Below are 14,401 nucleotides of genomic sequence, written 5' to 3' on the forward strand. Positions count from 1 at the left end.
CGGACAAGCCCGCGAGGAGGCCAGTACAGGCAATACATCAGCTACCGGTGCCCTGCCCTATGAGCACACCATCGACCTTCTGCCCATACAGGTTCACCCCGTCATTGGCATGGAACTTCACCCGCGTTTTCTCGATGGAGCCCTCCACCAGCCGCGGGTCCTGCGGCCGTTCATGGCGATTGACCCAGGCCGCCACATCCCAGGCCTGCTGATCGCTAAGGCTGCCCGGCTTGCCCAGCGGCATGTTGTACTTGATGAACGACGCCGCGGTATTGATCCGGTGCATGCCGGCGCCCCAGTTGTAGGAGTCCTTGCCCCACAACGGCGGCATCACGTACTCGCCCGCCACCTTCTGCCCTTCGCCATTGTCGCCGTGACAAATCGCACACTGCTCACGATAAACCTGCTGACCGCGCTTGAAGTCGTATCCGCCCTTTGGCTGCGGCACCTCCGGGTACCCGCGCCCGGCAATCTCGACGCCGGTCGGCGCCTTGGTCGACAGCCAGTACGAATACACCGCCAGCGCCGTCATCTGCGGGCTATCGGCCGCAGGCGGCTTGCCGTTCATGCTGAACTGGAAGCAGCCCTGGATGCGCTCGGCATAGGTGTTGACCTTGTCATTTTTCTTGCGGTAGGCGGGGTACATCGGGTACGCCCCCCACATCGGCGCGGAATGCGCCAGCCGCCCCTGGTCAAGGTGGCAGTTGCTGCAGTTCATGCCGTTGCCCACAGCCTCGGGCATCAACCTGCGGGTGTCGACGAACAAGGCATGCCCCTCGCGTACCATCTTGCCAAAGGCATTGTCAGGCAACTCGCTTTCCGCTGGTGGCACGAACTGCGGCGCGGCCTGCACGCCAGGCACTTTCAACTGCGACTGGTCTTCCATGGCAATCTGGGCGGCGTGTGCGCTGCCCATGGCCAGCAGCAGCAGGGCTGGAATCATCGGTTTCATGGCTTGACCTCCTGGCTGGCGGGGCGGGCGAAGAACTCGGCAACGGCCTTGATCTCGTCATCGGTCATGGCCTTGGCCACGCCGACCATCAGCTGGTTGGGGTCATTGCTGCGCGTGCCGTCACGCCAGGCATTGAGCTGCGCCACCAGGTAACTGGCGGGCTGGCCGGCCAAGGGCGGGAAGTGTTCGCCAACCCCGCCACCGCCCGGGCCATGGCATTGCACGCAACCAGGAATCTGCCGGCTCCAGTCACCGTACAGGGCCATGCGGGTGGTGGGGTCATCGGCGATCTGCTGGCGACGCAGGTCGCCTGCAGGGTCTGCCGGCAGGCTGGCCAGATAGGTGCTGACCGCCTCGATCTCATCCTCGCTCAGGGCATTGGCAAGCGGCTCCATCACCGGCTGCTTGCGGCTGCCGTTGCGCCAATCATGCAATTGCTTGCTGAGGTAAGCGGCCGGCAGCCCGGCCAGGCGTGGGAAGCCGGCAGCGGCAATGCCTTTGCCGTCCGGGCCATGGCAACCCAGGCAAGCCATGGCGGCGGGGTTGGCCCCACCCTGGGTGAAGACTTTCTGGCCATCGGCGGCATGCGCCGTGGGCCAGGCCAGGATCAGCAGGCTGCCGACCAAGGCGCGACTCAACGGTGTCATCACGAATCTCCCTTTCTATTGTTATAAGCTTAGGCTTAAAACATATAAGTAAAAGGAGCGTGATCAGTTGCCCTGGATCAACTACCGGAAATGCATTGGGTGGCTGCGGTGCGCACGTCGCCCAGGCGCAGCGGGAAATTGTTCAGCCGCTCGTGCAACTTGATGCTGCTGCCGCTGCCACGCTTGTCGATATCCACCAGCGCCGCCGGGCCCACGCCCGAGCTGATTTTTTGCGGCACGATCAGCCGCAGGCCATCGCCACGCTGCTCTTCCACAAGCGGGTCCCGGGTATCGGCCAGCTTCTGCTTGACGCAATCGGCATACGCGCGTGGGGACTTGCCCGAGATTACATCCAGCGTTTCATGCGACTGTTCCAGTTCCGTAACACTCACACAGCCACCCAGCGTCATCGCCAACGCCGCCACCATCCACTTCATTTGCAGCACCTCTGCCTTCAAGAATCCGCTTTGACCACAGCCAGGCTGTTTTGCTCCCTGCTTTGGCAGATTTATCTATGCCTGGCGGAACAGCGCGGCAGTGTAACCCGACATCGTGGTATCTTTCGCCTTTGCAGAACCAATCCTTGCGGAGCATCACATGAAATTCGTACACCAGCGCGAGCACCTGAACGAGGACGATATCGTCGTCATCGAGTGCTCCCAGCGCTGCAATATCCGCCTGATGAACGACGCCAACTTCCGCAGCTTCAAGAACGGCGGCCGTCATACCTACCACGGTGGCCATTTCGACAAGTTCCCGGCGAAGATCACCGTGCCAAGCACCGGTTTCTGGAACATCACCATCGATACCGTGACCACCCGCCCGATCTCGGTTACCCGCAAGCCAACCTTGACCCACAAGATCAAGATCGTCCGTCGTTCATCGTCGAAACTCAGATAAGGCCACCATGACCCAGACCACCAAGTACGTCATCAAGTACAAGCTCGACGGCCAGCGCCGCTGGGACTTCGCGCTGATGCCCGACGCCTCCCTCGAACAAGCCCTGGAAGCCCTGCGCAAGATTCACGGCGAAGACGCCGAGAAGATCAGCGACATCCAGGTCAGCAAAGCCTTGTAAATACCCGCCCCACCGTACCGCCCGCCCGCGCAAGGAGAATCGCATGAGCCACTGGCCCGACCGCCGCATCCTCGACCTGCTGGGCATCGAGTTGCCCATTCTGCAGGCCCCCATGGCCGGTGCGACGGGCTCGGGCATGGCCATTGCCGTGGGCCTGGCGGGCGGTTTGGGCGCCCTGCCCTGCGCCATGCTCACGGGCGACCAGGTGCGCACCGAGATCGCTGCCTTCCGCGCCGGCTGCCCGGGCCGCCCGTTGAACCTGAACTTCTTCTGCCACCAGCCGCCAGCGCCCGATGCCGAGCGCGATGCACGCTGGAAGCAGGCGCTACAGCCCTATTACAGCGAAGTGGGAGCCGACTTCACGGCGCCCACACCGGTGTCCAACCGGGCGCCTTTCGACGAACATAGCTGCCAGCTGGTCGAGCAACTGCGCCCGGAGGTGGTGAGCTTCCACTTCGGCCTGCCACATGCCGGCCTGCTGCAACGGGTAAAGGCCAGTGGTGCCAAGGTGCTGTCCAGCGCCACTACAGTAGAGGAAGCCGTGTGGCTGGAGCATCACGGCTGTGATGCGATCATTGCCATGGGCTATGAGGCGGGCGGCCATCGCGGCATGTTCCTCAGCGACGATATCACCAGCCAGATCGGCACCTTCGCGCTGGTGCCGCAGGTGGCCGATGCGGTCAGCGTCCCGGTGATTGCCGCTGGCGGCATTGCTGACCACCGCGGCCTGTTGGCGGCATTGGCCTTGGGTGCTTCGGCAGTGCAGATCGGAACTGCGTACCTGTTCTGCCCCGAGGCCAAGGTGTCGCCGGCGCATCGCCAGGCCCTGGACAGCGCACCTGCCAGCGACACGGCGCTGACCAACCTGTTCACCGGCCGACCGGCGCGTGGCATCAACAACCGCATCATGCGCGAGCTGGGGCCGATGAGCGATTTGGCCCCGCACTTCCCGCTGGCCGGCGGGGCCTTGATGCCTTTGCGGGCGATTACGGATCCGCAGGGCAATAGCGATTTCAGCAACCTCTGGTCGGGGCAGGCGTTGCGGCTGGGCAGGCATATGCCGGCGGGTGAGTTGACCCGGGAGATTGCCGAAAAGGCGCTGGCCATGATCGGCCGCCAGGCGTCTGCATAAGCAGGTCTGGCCCCTTCCCGGCCCATGGCCTACCGCTATATAGTTAAGGATATAACGATAAGCCCCAAGGAGCTGTCTTCATGCGTATCCGCCCACCCCACTTGGCTGCCACCGCCCTGACCAGCCTGCTTGCCTTCAACACTGCCTGGGCCGATGAAGTCCAGGTCGCGGTCGCAGCGAACTTCACAGCCCCTATCCAGGCCATTGCCAAGGACTTCGAGAAAGACACTGGCCACAAGCTGGTCGCTGCCTATGGCGCCACCGGCCAGTTCTACGCACAAATCAAGAATGGCGCGCCGTTCGAGGTATTTCTCGCTGCCGACGACAGCACCCCAGCCAAGCTCGAGCAGGAAAACGCGATTGCCCCGGGCTCACGCTTCACCTACGCCATCGGCACCCTGGCGCTGTGGTCGGCCAAACCCGGCTATGTCGACGCCAACGGCGAAGTGCTGAAGAACAACCAGTTCAAGCACCTGTCCATTGCCAACCCGAAAACCGCGCCCTACGGCCTGGCCGCCACACAGGTGCTGGACAAGCTGAAGCTGACCGAAGCCACCCGGCCCAAGCTGGTCGAAGGGCAGAACATTACCCAGGCGTTCCAGTTCGTATCCACCGGCAACGCCGAGCTGGGCTTTGTCGCCCTTTCACAAATCTACAAGGACGGCAAGGTCGAAAGCGGTTCGGCCTGGATCGTTCCCTCGTCCCTGCACGAACCCATCCGCCAGGACGCGGTAATCCTCGAAAAAGGCAAGGACAACCCCGCCGCCAAGGCCCTGGTCGACTACCTGAAAGGCCCGAAAGCCGCGGCAGTGATCAAATCCTACGGTTATGAAATCTGATGCCACTGGATGCCAGTGACCTGGGTGCCATCTGGCTGACCGTGAAACTGGCCAGCATGACCACCCTCATCCTGCTGATCGTCGGCACGCCCATCGCCTGGTGGCTGGCGCGCACGCGCTCGTGGTTGCGCGGGCCGGTGGGCGCGGTGGTGGCCTTGCCGCTGGTACTGCCACCCACAGTGATCGGTTTCTACCTGCTGATCGCCCTCGGCCCACATGGCTGGCTGGGCCAGGCGACCCAGGCGCTGGGCCTGGGCAGCGTGGTGTTCAGTTTTACCGGCCTGGTAATAGGCTCGGTGATCTACTCCATGCCGTTCGTGGTCCAGCCGCTGCAGAATGCCTTCGGCGCCATTGGCCAGCGCCCGCTGGAAGTGGCCGCGACGCTGCGCGCCAGCCCCTGGGACACCTTCGTCCACGTGGTGCTGCCGTTGGCCCGTCCGGGCTTCATCACCGCCAGCATCCTCGGTTTCGCCCACACGGTGGGCGAGTTCGGCGTGGTGTTGATGATTGGCGGCAACATCCCCGACAAGACACGCGTGGTCTCGGTGCAGATCTTCGACCATGTCGAGGCCATGGCCTATTCGCAAGCGCACTGGCTGGCCGGTGCCATGCTGGTGTTCTCGTTCCTGGTGCTGCTCCTGCTTTACGCAGGACGCCGCGGCAAGGCTGGCTGGAGCTGAAATGAGCGCATCGATTGTGGCGCGCCTGCAACTGGCACGCGACGACTTCACCCTGGACGTAGACCTGCACCTGCCCGGCCGCGGCATCAGTGCGTTGTTCGGCCACTCCGGTTCTGGCAAGACCAGCTGCCTGCGTTGCCTGGCGGGGCTGGAACGGGCCGCCAGCGCCTACATCGAGGTCAACGGCGAAGTCTGGGAAGACAGCGCCCGCGGATTCTTTCTGGCACCACACCTGCGCCCGGTAGGCTACGTGTTCCAGGAGGCCAGCCTGTTCCCGCACCTGTCGGTACGCGGCAACCTGGAGTTCGGCTGGCGCCGGGTGGCCGCTGCCGAGCGCAAGGTCAGCCTAGACCTGGCCTGCCAGCTGCTGGGTATCGGCCACTTGCTGGCACGCCGGCCGGCGACCTTGTCCGGTGGCGAGGCGCAGCGGGTGGGCATTGCCCGCGCCCTGCTCAGCAGCCCGCGCCTGCTGTTGATGGACGAGCCACTGGCTGCCCTCGACGGGCCGCGCAAACGCGAAATCCTGCCCTACCTGGAACGCCTGCACGACGAACTGGACATCCCGCTGGTGTATGTCAGCCATGCCCAGGAAGAAGTGGCGCGGCTGGCCGACCACCTGGTGTTGCTGGAGCAAGGCCAGACAGTGGCCAGCGGCCCGATCGGCGAAACCCTGGCCCGTCTCGACCTGTCGCTGGCCGAGGGCGAGGATGCCGGCGTGGTGTTTGAAGGCCTGGTGGTGGCACATGACGCGCACTACGACCTGCTCGACCTGCGCCTGCCCGGCAACGACGGGCCGCTGTTGCGTATCACCCACCCTGCCCAGGTGATGGGCAGCACCTTGCGGGTCAAGGTGCAGGCGCGTGACGTCAGCCTGGCCCTGGCAGCTGACAGCACTTCGAGCATTCTCAACCGCTTGCCGGTGCGCGTGCGCGAAAGCCGCCCGGCCGCCAACCCGGCCCATGTATTGGTCAGCCTGGATGCTGGCGGCAACGCCTTGCTCGCGCGCATCACCCGCTTCTCGGCAGACCAGCTCGGCCTGCACCCGGGCCAGGTGCTGTTTGCCCAGATCAAGTCGGTGGCGCTGCTGGGCTGAGCATCGGCCCCGTCGCTGGTGTCCATTGATCAGTGACCTGATCGAGGCCTGCCAACCATGCTTGACTGCCCCCTGCCGCGCACCCTGCACTACGTCGACGACAGCCAGCCGGGCCTGACCCGGCGGCGCTGGAGAGAGCGCTTCATCTACCTGGATGCCGACGGCCAACGAGTGCGCGACAGCGATACCCTTGCCCGCATCGCTGCACTGGCAATCCCACCGGCCTATACCGAGGTGTGGATCTGCGCCGACCCGCAAGGCCACCTGCAAGCCACAGGTCGCGATGCCCGTGGCCGCAAGCAATACCGCTACCACGCGCAGTGGCGCGAAATACGCGACCAGCACAAGTACGGGCGCATGCTGGCGTTTGCCCAGGCCCTGCCGAAATTGCGCGCACAGCTGCACGACCACCTTGCCCGGCCAGGCCTGGACCGGGAAAAGGTGATGGCGCTGGTGATCAGCCTGCTGGACCACACCCTGATCCGCATCGGCAACCAGCGCTACCTGCGTGACAATCAGTCCTATGGACTGACCACACTGCGCAACCGCCATGTCGAGGTGAAGGGCAGCAGCATCCGCTTCCAGTTCCGCGGCAAGCGCGGCGTCGAGCACAACGTCAGCCTCAACGATCGGCGCCTGGCCAACCTGCTCAAGCGCTGCATGGAACTGCCCGGCCAAGCGTTGTTCCAGTACCTGGACGACGACGGCCAGCGCCATAGCGTCGGCTCCAGCGAGGTCAACCAGTTTCTGCAGCAGCTGACCGGTGCCGACTTCACCGCCAAGGACTACCGCACCTGGGCCGGTAGCAGCCTCGCCCTGGACCTGCTGAGGCCCTTGGCCTGGGAGCCCGAGAGCGAAGCCAAGCGCCAGGTCGCCGCCATCGTCCGTCAGGTAGCATCACGCCTGGGCAATACACCGGCAGTGTGCAGGCGCTGTTACATTCACCCGGCTGTACTTGAACACTATGCCCTGGGGCGCCTGGCCAACTTGCCGAAGAACCGTGTGCGCAAAGGCCTGGACCGTGAAGAAGTAGCCTTGCTGTTATTTCTTCAGGCACTCGAGGAACAGGATGACCATTAACCCGGTCTATTCACACCATGATGCGAAGAAATTTCCCATTGGCCGCCAAGCCCCCTATTCTTGCCACCGAGCACCTTGGCCGACAAACCGCTGGCGGTTTGCTTCGGCACCTGCGACTGAAGACACGCAACAGAATTTGTCTGTCGGGGAATTACTATCCGCCGAAAGCGTCTTTAATGAGAAGGAAGAGGGACAAGCTCCCGCCGCCGTGGCAACTAGCCCGACGGACTTTTACATCACCAAGGAGAACTACATGCTGATACTCACCCGCAAGGTTGGCGAAAGCATCGTCATCAACGATGACATCAAAGTCACCATTCTGGGCGTCAAAGGGATGCAGGTGAGGATCGGTATCGATGCACCGAAAGACGTCCAGGTCCATCGAGAAGAGATCTTCAAGCGTATTCAGGCCGGCAGCCCGGCCCCGGAAAAGCACGACGACTCGCACTGAGCGACCTGCCTCAAGCCGCACGGACGCGCTTGATCGCGCCGCGCCTCAGGTGCCCAGCAGTTCGCGCACCTTGGCGATCATACAGTCCATGTCGAACGGTTTGTCGAACACCGCGGCGAACAGTTCCGGGCATCCCTGGTTGGCCTGCGCGCCACTCATGAGGATGACCGGCAACTCGCTCAAGGCCGGGTCTTCACGCATCGAGCGCACAAGCTCCTCACCGTTGAGCAGTGGCATCATGTAGTCGGTGATGACCAGCTGAACGCGCTTTTCCTTCAGTGCCTCCAGCGCCTTGTAGCCGTTGCTCGCCTTTTCCACCAGAAAACCCTCGTCCTCCAGGGCAAAACCGAGGATGTCGGCAATCAGGTACTCGTCATCGACGATCAGGATGGTGTTCATCGCCCGCCTCGTCACCCGCTCCCCTGCGGCACCGGCGTTCCCGAAAGCACACCGCAAGCGCCTTCGAACGCCTTGCGCAGGGTAATGCCCTGCGGCCCGATCAGCAGCTCGTGCAAGGCAGGGTCATGGTGGCTGTCACGCACCTTGAGGATCGACAGCATGCGCCGCAGCTGCGAATCCAGCTCGACGAAGCGCATCAGCATCAAGTTGTCGACGATGCTTGACAGGTCCGGGGCCGGGGCGCTGATTTCCGCGCCGAAAATGTCGCGCATTTCCCAGGTCAGCATCACGCTGACATCGCGCGCGCGCAGTTCGCCGACCAAGGCGCGGAAAAACGCATTGAGCCGCGCCGGGTCGATGGCCAGGCGGCTGAACGCCCCCAGGCTGTCGATCAGCACGCGCTTGCTGCCTTGCGCTTCGACCCGCTCGAGCAGGCGCGCCCCGACCTGGTCCAGCAGGCCCTCGGTAGTCGGCTGCCAGCAAAGCTGCAGGATGCCTGCCTGCTCCATGGCTGCAAAATCGTAACCCAGCGACGCGGCCTTGATACGCAGGCGCTCCGGCGTTTCGTAAAAGCCGAAATGCAGCCCCGGCGCCTGCGGGCTGCTGGCACCGAGAAATGCCAGGCCCAATGACGTCTTGCCAATACCCGAGGGCCCGATCAGCAGGCTGACCGAGCCCGTGGCCAGGCCGCCACCGAGCATTTCATCCAGGGTCGCCACCCCGCTGCGGATGCGCTCCAAGGTGGCGCTGCCCGCCTGGCTGGGGTGGCTGAACAGTGACTCCAGGCGCGGGTATACATGCATGCCGGTTTCATCGATGAGGCATTCATGGCGCCCCGACAACGCCGCACTGCCCCGCGTCTTGCGCAGCTGGATATGACGCACGGCGCGGCTGCCAAACAGTTGCTCGCCCAGTTCGATCACCCCGTCGACCATCGTGTGCTCCGGGCTGCCCTCGTCCAGCCGGGCGCTGGTCAGCAGCAGCACGGTGCAGCCCGCAAAGGCCGCATGGCCCTGTAGTTCAGAGACGAATTTCTTGGTATCCAGCGCGGTTTCCGCACGCACCCGGGCATTTAGCACGCCATCGACGATCAGCAGGCTGGCCTGCTGGCGGGCGATTTCCTGGCGCAGCAGCCGTACCACGGCGTCCAGGCCTTCCTGCTCCAGGGTATCGAAGGCACTGACGAACTGGATCGGATCACCTACCAGCGCCGGGTCGAAGAACTCCAGGGTCGCCAGGTACTGGAACAGCCGCTCGTGCGACTCGCTGAGCAAGGTGGCCACCAGCACCCGGCCACCACCGCGCACATGCCCGCAGGCCAGCTGATTGGCGAGGATGGTCTTGCCCGCCCCCGGCGGGCCCTGAATGATGTAGGACGCGCCAGCCACCAGGCCACCCTGGAGCAACGCATCGAGCCCATCGATCCCCGTCACCAGCCGCCTGAGTGCCTGTGCCATGGTGTTCTACCTGTCGAGTTGGCTGTCCGTGTGCTGATAGATTGGCAAGTAAAGCTGCATGCAAGTTCCCCGGCCGGGCTCGCTGTCGACGCAAATGGCACCACCGCTCTGCCTGGCAAAACCATACACCTGGCTGAGGCCCAGGCCAGTCCCCTTGCCAAAGGGCTTGGTAGTGAAAAACGGTTCGAAGATCCGCGGCAGTACCGCTGGCGCGATGCCCTCGCCGCTGTCTTCGACCTCGAAACGCACAAACCCGCCGTGCAGGCCCTCCACCTCACCGGTCAGCTCGACCACCTCGACTGTCAAGCCGATCCGGCCCTGCCCCGTGATGGCATCGCGGGCATTGAACAACAGGTTGAGCAGTACCATCTGCAATTGCCCGGCATCCACCTCGATCAGGGGCAGGTCCGGTTGCAGCACCACCTCCAGGTCAATCGATCCAGGCAGCGCATGCTCCAGTAGACCACGGGTGGCGGCAACAAGGTTCGCCGGGGCGACGCAAGCCACATCAAGCTTGCGGTGGCGGGCAAAGCTGAGCAACTGCTGGGTCAGCTCGGTGCCCCGCTGCCCGGCATCGAGAATGTGCTGCAACATGCGCTGGGCGCGTGCCGGGTCCTGGGTGGCCAGCGCCAAGCGCGCCGAGCTGATGATGATGGTCAGCATGTTGTTGAAGTCATGCGCCAGGCCACCGGTCAACTGGCCGAGGGCCTCCAGCTTCTGTGCCTGGAACAGCTGGGCGCGCACCGCGTCCAGTTGCAGCGCCGACTCGCGGCGGTCGGTGATGTCCCGGGTCACCTTGGCCAGGCCGACAATCTGGCCCTGGTCATCGCGAATCACATCCAGGGCGGCCAGCGCCCAGAACTGCGTGCCATCCTTGCGTACGCGCCAGCCCTCATCCTGCGCCTCGCCCTGCTCCAGCGCCTGGCGCAGCAAGCGCTCCGGGCGGCCCTCGGTGCAATCCTGCGGGGTGAAGAACAACGAGAAATGCTGGCCGATCACTTCATCGGCACGGTACCCCTTGATACGTTGCGCGCCTGCGTTCCACGACACCACATGGCCGGAAGGATCAAGCATGTAAATGGCGTAATCCACCACCGACTGAACCAGCTGTTCATAGCGTTGGGCAGTCATGACAGGGTGATCGAGACAGTCAGCTGAAACCATGCGAACTCCACCGGCACAGCAGGAGGGAAAATATTGCGAGGTTCAACGCCCAGGCTCAACCAGCACAAGGCTGATGCGCCGAGGCATCGCCACTTTCAGCAGCCACAAGCCGACCAGCAGGATAAGCCCTCCACCGGCCAGGGCCATCAGCCGCTGCGGTTGAGAGTGTTCGGCATCGAACCCAAGCATCAGCAGATAACCGCCCAGGCTGATCAGGCTCAGGTAGAGAAATGCCGCCAGCACGACGACCAGCACGAACAAAAGTCGCCACAATAGCCGTGGGTGCACTATACGCTCGGGAGTATCGGACAGAGTCATCACCGCACACTCTTTGGATCCAATAAAAGGGCAACAGTGGCGTAATGATAGCAAGGTGTCAATTGCCCATTCGATCGACCTTCATTCTGTTGATCATAGGCGCTGTGGTTGACTCAACTATAACAATGGGTTATAAAGCGCGCTTGATTGCGAAGCCCTTCTGCTTAGAAGCGAGCTGGTCGTTACGGCCCCTTCAAGCGTGCGAGTGTGGTGGAATTGGTATACACAGCAGACTTAAAATCTGTCGGCGTGAGCCTTGCGGGTTCGAGTCCCGCCACTCGCACCAAATTCCTTGCGAAGGCGCCCTTGCGGCGCCTTTTTGCTGCCCGCCAGCAATCCTTTGCGCAGCTGCTAGAGTGGTGCTTGTACCCGTCCACTGGAACGCCGCCATGCGCTACTCCCTGTTCGATGGTCAACGCGACATCATTATCCTGATTGCCCGTGTGCTGCTGATGATCCTGTTCGTCTTGTCTGGCTGGGGCAAGCTGACCGGGTTCGAAGGCACGGTCGGCTACATGACTTCACTGGGCGCTCCTGCCCCCATGCTGGCAGCGGCAGTAGCCGTGCTCATGGAATTCGCCGTTGGCATCCTGCTGATCCTCGGATTCTACACCCGGCCGCTGGCCTTCCTGTTTGCGTTGTTCGTGCTGGGCACGGCGCTGCTGGGCCACCCGTTCTGGAACATGGTCGACCCTGAGCGCAGCGCCAACATGACCCAGTTCCTGAAAAACCTCAGCATCATGGGCGGCATGTTGTTACTGGCGGTAAGCGGCCCCGGGCGTTTTTCGGTGGACGGGCGCTGAGTCAGTCGTCTTCGCAGTCGTCGAACCAGGCTGGGTGACCACGCTCTTCTTCATCAAGGTCATCCAGCGTTTCTTCGTCTTCCTCGATGTCATCCTCGACGCCTCGGGCATCGGCTTCTGCCTCAGTGTCGTCGTAGAGGAATTCGTGATCAAGCAGGTGATCATGTTCGGGTTCGTGCAGGTCATCTTCGTCGCGCATGCTGACTCCTGGGCTGGTGGCAGGCCTGTATAGGCGGATCGGCTGCACAGGTCAATGCATTACCGCTTAATGCTGGGTTAACCGGCCGGACCCAAGCTGCAGGCTCTCCCTTCAAACGTTGCTTGCCCGCCATACCCGGCGGGCTTTTTTATTGCTGCCACTCCCCCTGCGTCCAGTGCAGTGAAATCACATGGAACCCGGCCCATGCTGACCACACTCGAGCTGAGCCATGCATGACAAGTCCATCACCTGAGCTTCACAAAATGCTGACATCCCGCTGGGCACACTAACCCTGCTCCCTATGTTCTTACAGCCCGCCGCATCGTTGCCGCGGGCTTTTCTTTTTGTGGCATGCACAGTGCCTCTGACCATGACCTGAGGCAGTTTTACCGTATCGGCCCAGGGCTATGCTTAGCCGGCGATAAGCAAGCCCATTCGGAACAGGATACGGAGGCTCGTATGAAAGCTGCTGTTGTTGCACCAGGCCGTCGCGTGGAAGTGGTGGAGAAAACCCTGCGCCCCCTCGAGCACGGTGAAGCGCTGCTGAAGATGCAATGCTGCGGTGTGTGCCACACCGACCTGCATGTGAAAAATGGCGACTTCGGTGACAAGACCGGTGTGGTGCTAGGTCACGAAGGCATCGGCGTGGTCCAGGCAGTAGGGCCAGGCGTCACCTCGCTCAAACCGGGCGACCGCGCCAGCGTGGCCTGGTTCTACCAGGGCTGCGGGCATTGCGAGTATTGCAACAGCGGCAACGAAACCCTGTGCCGCGAAGTGAAGAACTCCGGCTACACCGTGGACGGCGGCATGGCCGAAGCCTGCATCGTCAAGGCCGACTACTCGGTCAAAGTGCCCGACGGGCTCGACTCCGCTGCCGCCAGCAGTATTACCTGCGCCGGCGTCACCACCTACAAGGCGGTGAAGATCTCCAACATCCGCCCCGGCCAATGGATCGCCATCTACGGCCTCGGCGGCCTGGGCAACCTTGCCCTGCAATATGCCAAGAACGTCTTCAACGCCAAAGTGATCGCCATCGACGTCAACGAAGAGCAACTGCGCTTCGCCAGCGAGATGGGCGCTGACCTGGTCATCAACTCACGCACCGAAGATGCCGCCAAGGTCATCCAGGCCAAGACCGGTGGCGCCCATGCCGCCGTGGTTACCGCCGTTGCCAAGGCTGCCTTCAACTCGGCCGTTGACGCCCTGCGTGCGGGTGGCCGCCTGGTTGCGGTCGGCCTGCCGTCGGAAGCCATGAACCTGAACATCCCTCGCCTGGTGCTGGACGGTATCGAAGTGATCGGCTCGCTGGTCGGTACCCGCCAGGACCTGCAGGAAGCTTTCCAGTTTGCGGCGGAAGGGAAAGTGGTGCCGAAGGTGACTCTGCGACCGATCGAGGATATCAACCAGATCTTCGATGAGATGCTGGAGGGCAAGATCAAAGGGCGGATGGTGATTCAGTTCGAGGGGTGATGACCCATGTGCGCTGGCTGTTGGTGCAGCGCACACTACCCTGAAATGGGCGCGCCTTAGGTCCTGGTTTCAGGTAAGCGCTATGCTTGATACACGATTTTATCCAAGTCGTGGTTTGTAGTCGGTTCGCAAGCAGAAGACTGGCTAGCACATCGGAGTGAACGTATGGGCATCCGCAGCTTGGCGAAAAACCTGCCACCCGACCCGGACAATGACGGCTGGGTACTTGGATGGGGCGTACTGAGAGACCGGCATCCCTGGCATTTCGTCGATGTGTTTGCCGACCAGAGGACCGCCAGGGCCGAGGCGGTGCGCCGCGGGGCAGGCTATGTTGTGGAGTTCGGCTCGCACCGCCTGGGATCGGATGAATTCGTTTGTGGGATATCCCCGCCTGAAGGCTAGCGTTTGAATGGGCGGAGCGGCGGGCGATGGATCCTAGGGCCGTAGTCGACAGACAGCTATCGACCCATAGCGGAAATCTGTAACCAGGGCCGCTTCGCGGCCCATCGCCGGCAAGCGCGACTCCCACAGGTACAGCGCATGCCTGACGGCTGGTGATATTCCTGTGGGAGCCGGCTTGCCGGCGATGAGGCCGGTACTGACTACAGAGCTTTGGATCAGTGTCCGCCGTGGGTCGAA

19 protein-coding genes and 1 tRNA gene are annotated in these 14,401 nt (G+C 62.8%); 12 read left to right on the forward strand and 8 right to left on the reverse strand.

All coding sequences use genetic code 11. The annotated features are described in order from the left end of the window. Positions 1–37: 37 nt before the first annotated feature. The 3 genes from GEV38_RS17405 to GEV38_RS17415 form a co-directional block, all read right to left on the reverse strand. On the reverse strand, positions 38–952 hold the full coding sequence (locus tag GEV38_RS17405; RefSeq protein ID WP_054572095.1) for a c-type cytochrome: 915 nt from the start codon (positions 950–952) through the stop codon (positions 38–40). Continuing rightward, complete coding sequence (locus GEV38_RS17410; protein WP_015270871.1) at positions 949–1,599, reverse strand: cytochrome c; 651 nt, start codon at positions 1,597–1,599, stop codon at positions 949–951. Before GEV38_RS17410 ends, GEV38_RS17405 begins: the two co-directional genes overlap by 4 nt. A 77-nt stretch (positions 1,600–1,676) precedes the next feature. Continuing rightward, on the reverse strand, positions 1,677–2,036 hold the full coding sequence (locus GEV38_RS17415) for a hypothetical protein (protein WP_015270872.1): 360 nt from the start codon (positions 2,034–2,036) through the stop codon (positions 1,677–1,679). A 160-nt stretch (positions 2,037–2,196) separates the two neighbouring features. On the opposite strand from GEV38_RS17415, the gene GEV38_RS17420 reads away from it, so the two are divergent. The 8 genes from GEV38_RS17420 to csrA all read left to right on the forward strand — a co-directional run bounded on the left by GEV38_RS17420 (position 2,197) and on the right by csrA (position 7,952). Continuing rightward, the gene (locus GEV38_RS17420) at positions 2,197–2,499 is read left to right on the forward strand and encodes a DUF1883 domain-containing protein (protein ID WP_004375922.1); all 303 of its coding nucleotides are present in this window, start codon (positions 2,197–2,199) and stop codon (positions 2,497–2,499) included. Between the two features lie 7 nt (positions 2,500–2,506). Beyond that, on the forward strand, positions 2,507–2,677 hold the full coding sequence (locus GEV38_RS17425) for a hypothetical protein (protein ID WP_013973186.1): 171 nt from the start codon (positions 2,507–2,509) through the stop codon (positions 2,675–2,677). Positions 2,678–2,720: 43 nt separating this feature from the next. After that, positions 2,721–3,809: a nitronate monooxygenase family protein gene (locus GEV38_RS17430; RefSeq protein ID WP_054572096.1), complete on the forward strand. Its 1,089-nt coding sequence runs from the start codon at positions 2,721–2,723 to the stop codon at positions 3,807–3,809. Positions 3,810–3,889: 80 nt separating this feature from the next. Further along, positions 3,890–4,648: a molybdate ABC transporter substrate-binding protein gene (modA, locus tag GEV38_RS17435; protein WP_054572097.1), complete on the forward strand. Its 759-nt coding sequence runs from the start codon at positions 3,890–3,892 to the stop codon at positions 4,646–4,648. Continuing rightward, the gene (gene modB, locus GEV38_RS17440; protein WP_015270875.1) at positions 4,648–5,328 is read left to right on the forward strand and encodes a molybdate ABC transporter permease subunit; all 681 of its coding nucleotides are present in this window, start codon (positions 4,648–4,650) and stop codon (positions 5,326–5,328) included. Before modA ends, modB begins: the two co-directional genes overlap by 1 nt. A gap of 1 nt (position 5,329) precedes the next feature. Further along, positions 5,330–6,421, forward strand: a complete 1,092-nt coding sequence (gene modC, locus GEV38_RS17445) for a molybdenum ABC transporter ATP-binding protein (RefSeq protein ID WP_054572098.1) — start codon at positions 5,330–5,332, stop codon at positions 6,419–6,421. Positions 6,422–6,478: 57 nt separating this feature from the next. Continuing rightward, on the forward strand, positions 6,479–7,501 hold the full coding sequence (locus tag GEV38_RS17450) for a DNA topoisomerase IB (protein ID WP_015270877.1): 1,023 nt from the start codon (positions 6,479–6,481) through the stop codon (positions 7,499–7,501). Positions 7,502–7,754: 253 nt separating this feature from the next. Next, positions 7,755–7,952 (forward strand): carbon storage regulator CsrA, encoded by a 198-nt coding sequence (csrA, locus tag GEV38_RS17455; protein ID WP_004375914.1) that lies wholly within the window; start codon positions 7,755–7,757, stop codon positions 7,950–7,952. Positions 7,953–7,997: 45 nt separating this feature from the next. On the opposite strand, the gene GEV38_RS17460 is transcribed toward csrA, so the two are convergent. Genes GEV38_RS17460 through GEV38_RS17475 form a run of 4 tightly spaced genes read right to left on the reverse strand, consistent with a single transcriptional unit; the run spans position 7,998 to position 11,290 of the window. Continuing rightward, positions 7,998–8,351 (reverse strand): response regulator, encoded by a 354-nt coding sequence (locus GEV38_RS17460; protein ID WP_015270878.1) that lies wholly within the window; start codon positions 8,349–8,351, stop codon positions 7,998–8,000. A gap of 11 nt (positions 8,352–8,362) precedes the next feature. Beyond that, entirely contained in the window at positions 8,363–9,808 is a 1,446-nt protein-coding gene (locus tag GEV38_RS17465) for an ATPase domain-containing protein (protein ID WP_015270879.1), read from the reverse strand. Between the two features lie 6 nt (positions 9,809–9,814). Then, positions 9,815–10,972: a nitrogen regulation protein NR(II) gene (locus tag GEV38_RS17470; protein ID WP_043935714.1), complete on the reverse strand. Its 1,158-nt coding sequence runs from the start codon at positions 10,970–10,972 to the stop codon at positions 9,815–9,817. A gap of 42 nt (positions 10,973–11,014) precedes the next feature. After that, positions 11,015–11,290, reverse strand: coding sequence for a hypothetical protein (locus tag GEV38_RS17475; RefSeq protein WP_043935716.1), 276 nt, complete (start codon positions 11,288–11,290; stop codon positions 11,015–11,017). A gap of 201 nt (positions 11,291–11,491) precedes the next feature. Between GEV38_RS17475 and GEV38_RS17480 the strand changes: the two genes are divergently transcribed. Then, a tRNA-Leu gene (locus GEV38_RS17480) sits at positions 11,492–11,576 on the forward strand. A 103-nt stretch (positions 11,577–11,679) separates the two neighbouring features. Continuing rightward, positions 11,680–12,093 carry a DoxX family protein gene (locus GEV38_RS17485; RefSeq protein WP_015270882.1) on the forward strand — a complete coding sequence of 138 codons (414 nt, stop codon included), beginning with the start codon at positions 11,680–11,682 and terminating at the stop codon, positions 12,091–12,093. Position 12,094: 1 nt separating this feature from the next. On the opposite strand, the gene GEV38_RS17490 is transcribed toward GEV38_RS17485, so the two are convergent. Further along, on the reverse strand, positions 12,095–12,292 hold the full coding sequence (locus tag GEV38_RS17490; protein WP_015270883.1) for a hypothetical protein: 198 nt from the start codon (positions 12,290–12,292) through the stop codon (positions 12,095–12,097). Between the two features lie 459 nt (positions 12,293–12,751). Here GEV38_RS17490 and adhP point away from each other — a divergent pair, with 459 nt between their 5' ends. Together adhP and GEV38_RS17500 are read left to right on the forward strand one after the other, a co-directional pair. Then, positions 12,752–13,762, forward strand: a complete 1,011-nt coding sequence (gene adhP / locus GEV38_RS17495) for an alcohol dehydrogenase AdhP (protein WP_013973198.1) — start codon at positions 12,752–12,754, stop codon at positions 13,760–13,762. 165 nt (positions 13,763–13,927) lie between these two features. Then, a complete protein-coding gene (locus tag GEV38_RS17500) occupies positions 13,928–14,164 on the forward strand; it encodes a hypothetical protein (protein WP_013973199.1) in 237 nt (78 codons plus the stop codon). The last annotated feature ends 237 nt before the right edge of the window (positions 14,165–14,401 follow it).

Origin of the sequence: Pseudomonas sp. 13159349 (assembly GCF_013305685.1) — a bacterium.
Classification (GTDB): domain Bacteria; phylum Pseudomonadota; class Gammaproteobacteria; order Pseudomonadales; family Pseudomonadaceae; genus Aquipseudomonas; species Aquipseudomonas asiatica.

Coding starts and splice junctions, on each gene's coding strand:
- GEV38_RS17425 (WP_013973186.1), top strand. CDS start 2,507: ATGACCCAGACCACCAAGTACGTCATCAAGTACAAGCTCGACGGCCAG.
- GEV38_RS17430 (WP_054572096.1), top strand. CDS start 2,721: ATGAGCCACTGGCCCGACCGCCGCATCCTCGACCTGCTGGGCATCGAG.
- GEV38_RS17415 (WP_015270872.1), bottom strand. CDS start 2,036: ATGAAGTGGATGGTGGCGGCGTTGGCGATGACGCTGGGTGGCTGTGTG.
- csrA (WP_004375914.1), top strand. CDS start 7,755: ATGCTGATACTCACCCGCAAGGTTGGCGAAAGCATCGTCATCAACGAT.
- GEV38_RS17420 (WP_004375922.1), top strand. CDS start 2,197: ATGAAATTCGTACACCAGCGCGAGCACCTGAACGAGGACGATATCGTC.
- GEV38_RS17405 (WP_054572095.1), bottom strand. CDS start 952: ATGAAACCGATGATTCCAGCCCTGCTGCTGCTGGCCATGGGCAGCGCA.
- GEV38_RS17410 (WP_015270871.1), bottom strand. CDS start 1,599: ATGACACCGTTGAGTCGCGCCTTGGTCGGCAGCCTGCTGATCCTGGCC.
- GEV38_RS17470 (WP_043935714.1), bottom strand. CDS start 10,972: ATGGTTTCAGCTGACTGTCTCGATCACCCTGTCATGACTGCCCAACGC.
- modB (WP_015270875.1), top strand. CDS start 4,648: ATGCCACTGGATGCCAGTGACCTGGGTGCCATCTGGCTGACCGTGAAA.
- GEV38_RS17465 (WP_015270879.1), bottom strand. CDS start 9,808: ATGGCACAGGCACTCAGGCGGCTGGTGACGGGGATCGATGGGCTCGAT.
- GEV38_RS17485 (WP_015270882.1), top strand. CDS start 11,680: ATGCGCTACTCCCTGTTCGATGGTCAACGCGACATCATTATCCTGATT.
- modC (WP_054572098.1), top strand. CDS start 5,330: ATGAGCGCATCGATTGTGGCGCGCCTGCAACTGGCACGCGACGACTTC.
- GEV38_RS17490 (WP_015270883.1), bottom strand. CDS start 12,292: ATGCGCGACGAAGATGACCTGCACGAACCCGAACATGATCACCTGCTT.
- GEV38_RS17475 (WP_043935716.1), bottom strand. CDS start 11,290: ATGACTCTGTCCGATACTCCCGAGCGTATAGTGCACCCACGGCTATTG.
- GEV38_RS17450 (WP_015270877.1), top strand. CDS start 6,479: ATGCTTGACTGCCCCCTGCCGCGCACCCTGCACTACGTCGACGACAGC.
- modA (WP_054572097.1), top strand. CDS start 3,890: ATGCGTATCCGCCCACCCCACTTGGCTGCCACCGCCCTGACCAGCCTG.
- adhP (WP_013973198.1), top strand. CDS start 12,752: ATGAAAGCTGCTGTTGTTGCACCAGGCCGTCGCGTGGAAGTGGTGGAG.
- GEV38_RS17460 (WP_015270878.1), bottom strand. CDS start 8,351: ATGAACACCATCCTGATCGTCGATGACGAGTACCTGATTGCCGACATC.
- GEV38_RS17500 (WP_013973199.1), top strand. CDS start 13,928: ATGGGCATCCGCAGCTTGGCGAAAAACCTGCCACCCGACCCGGACAAT.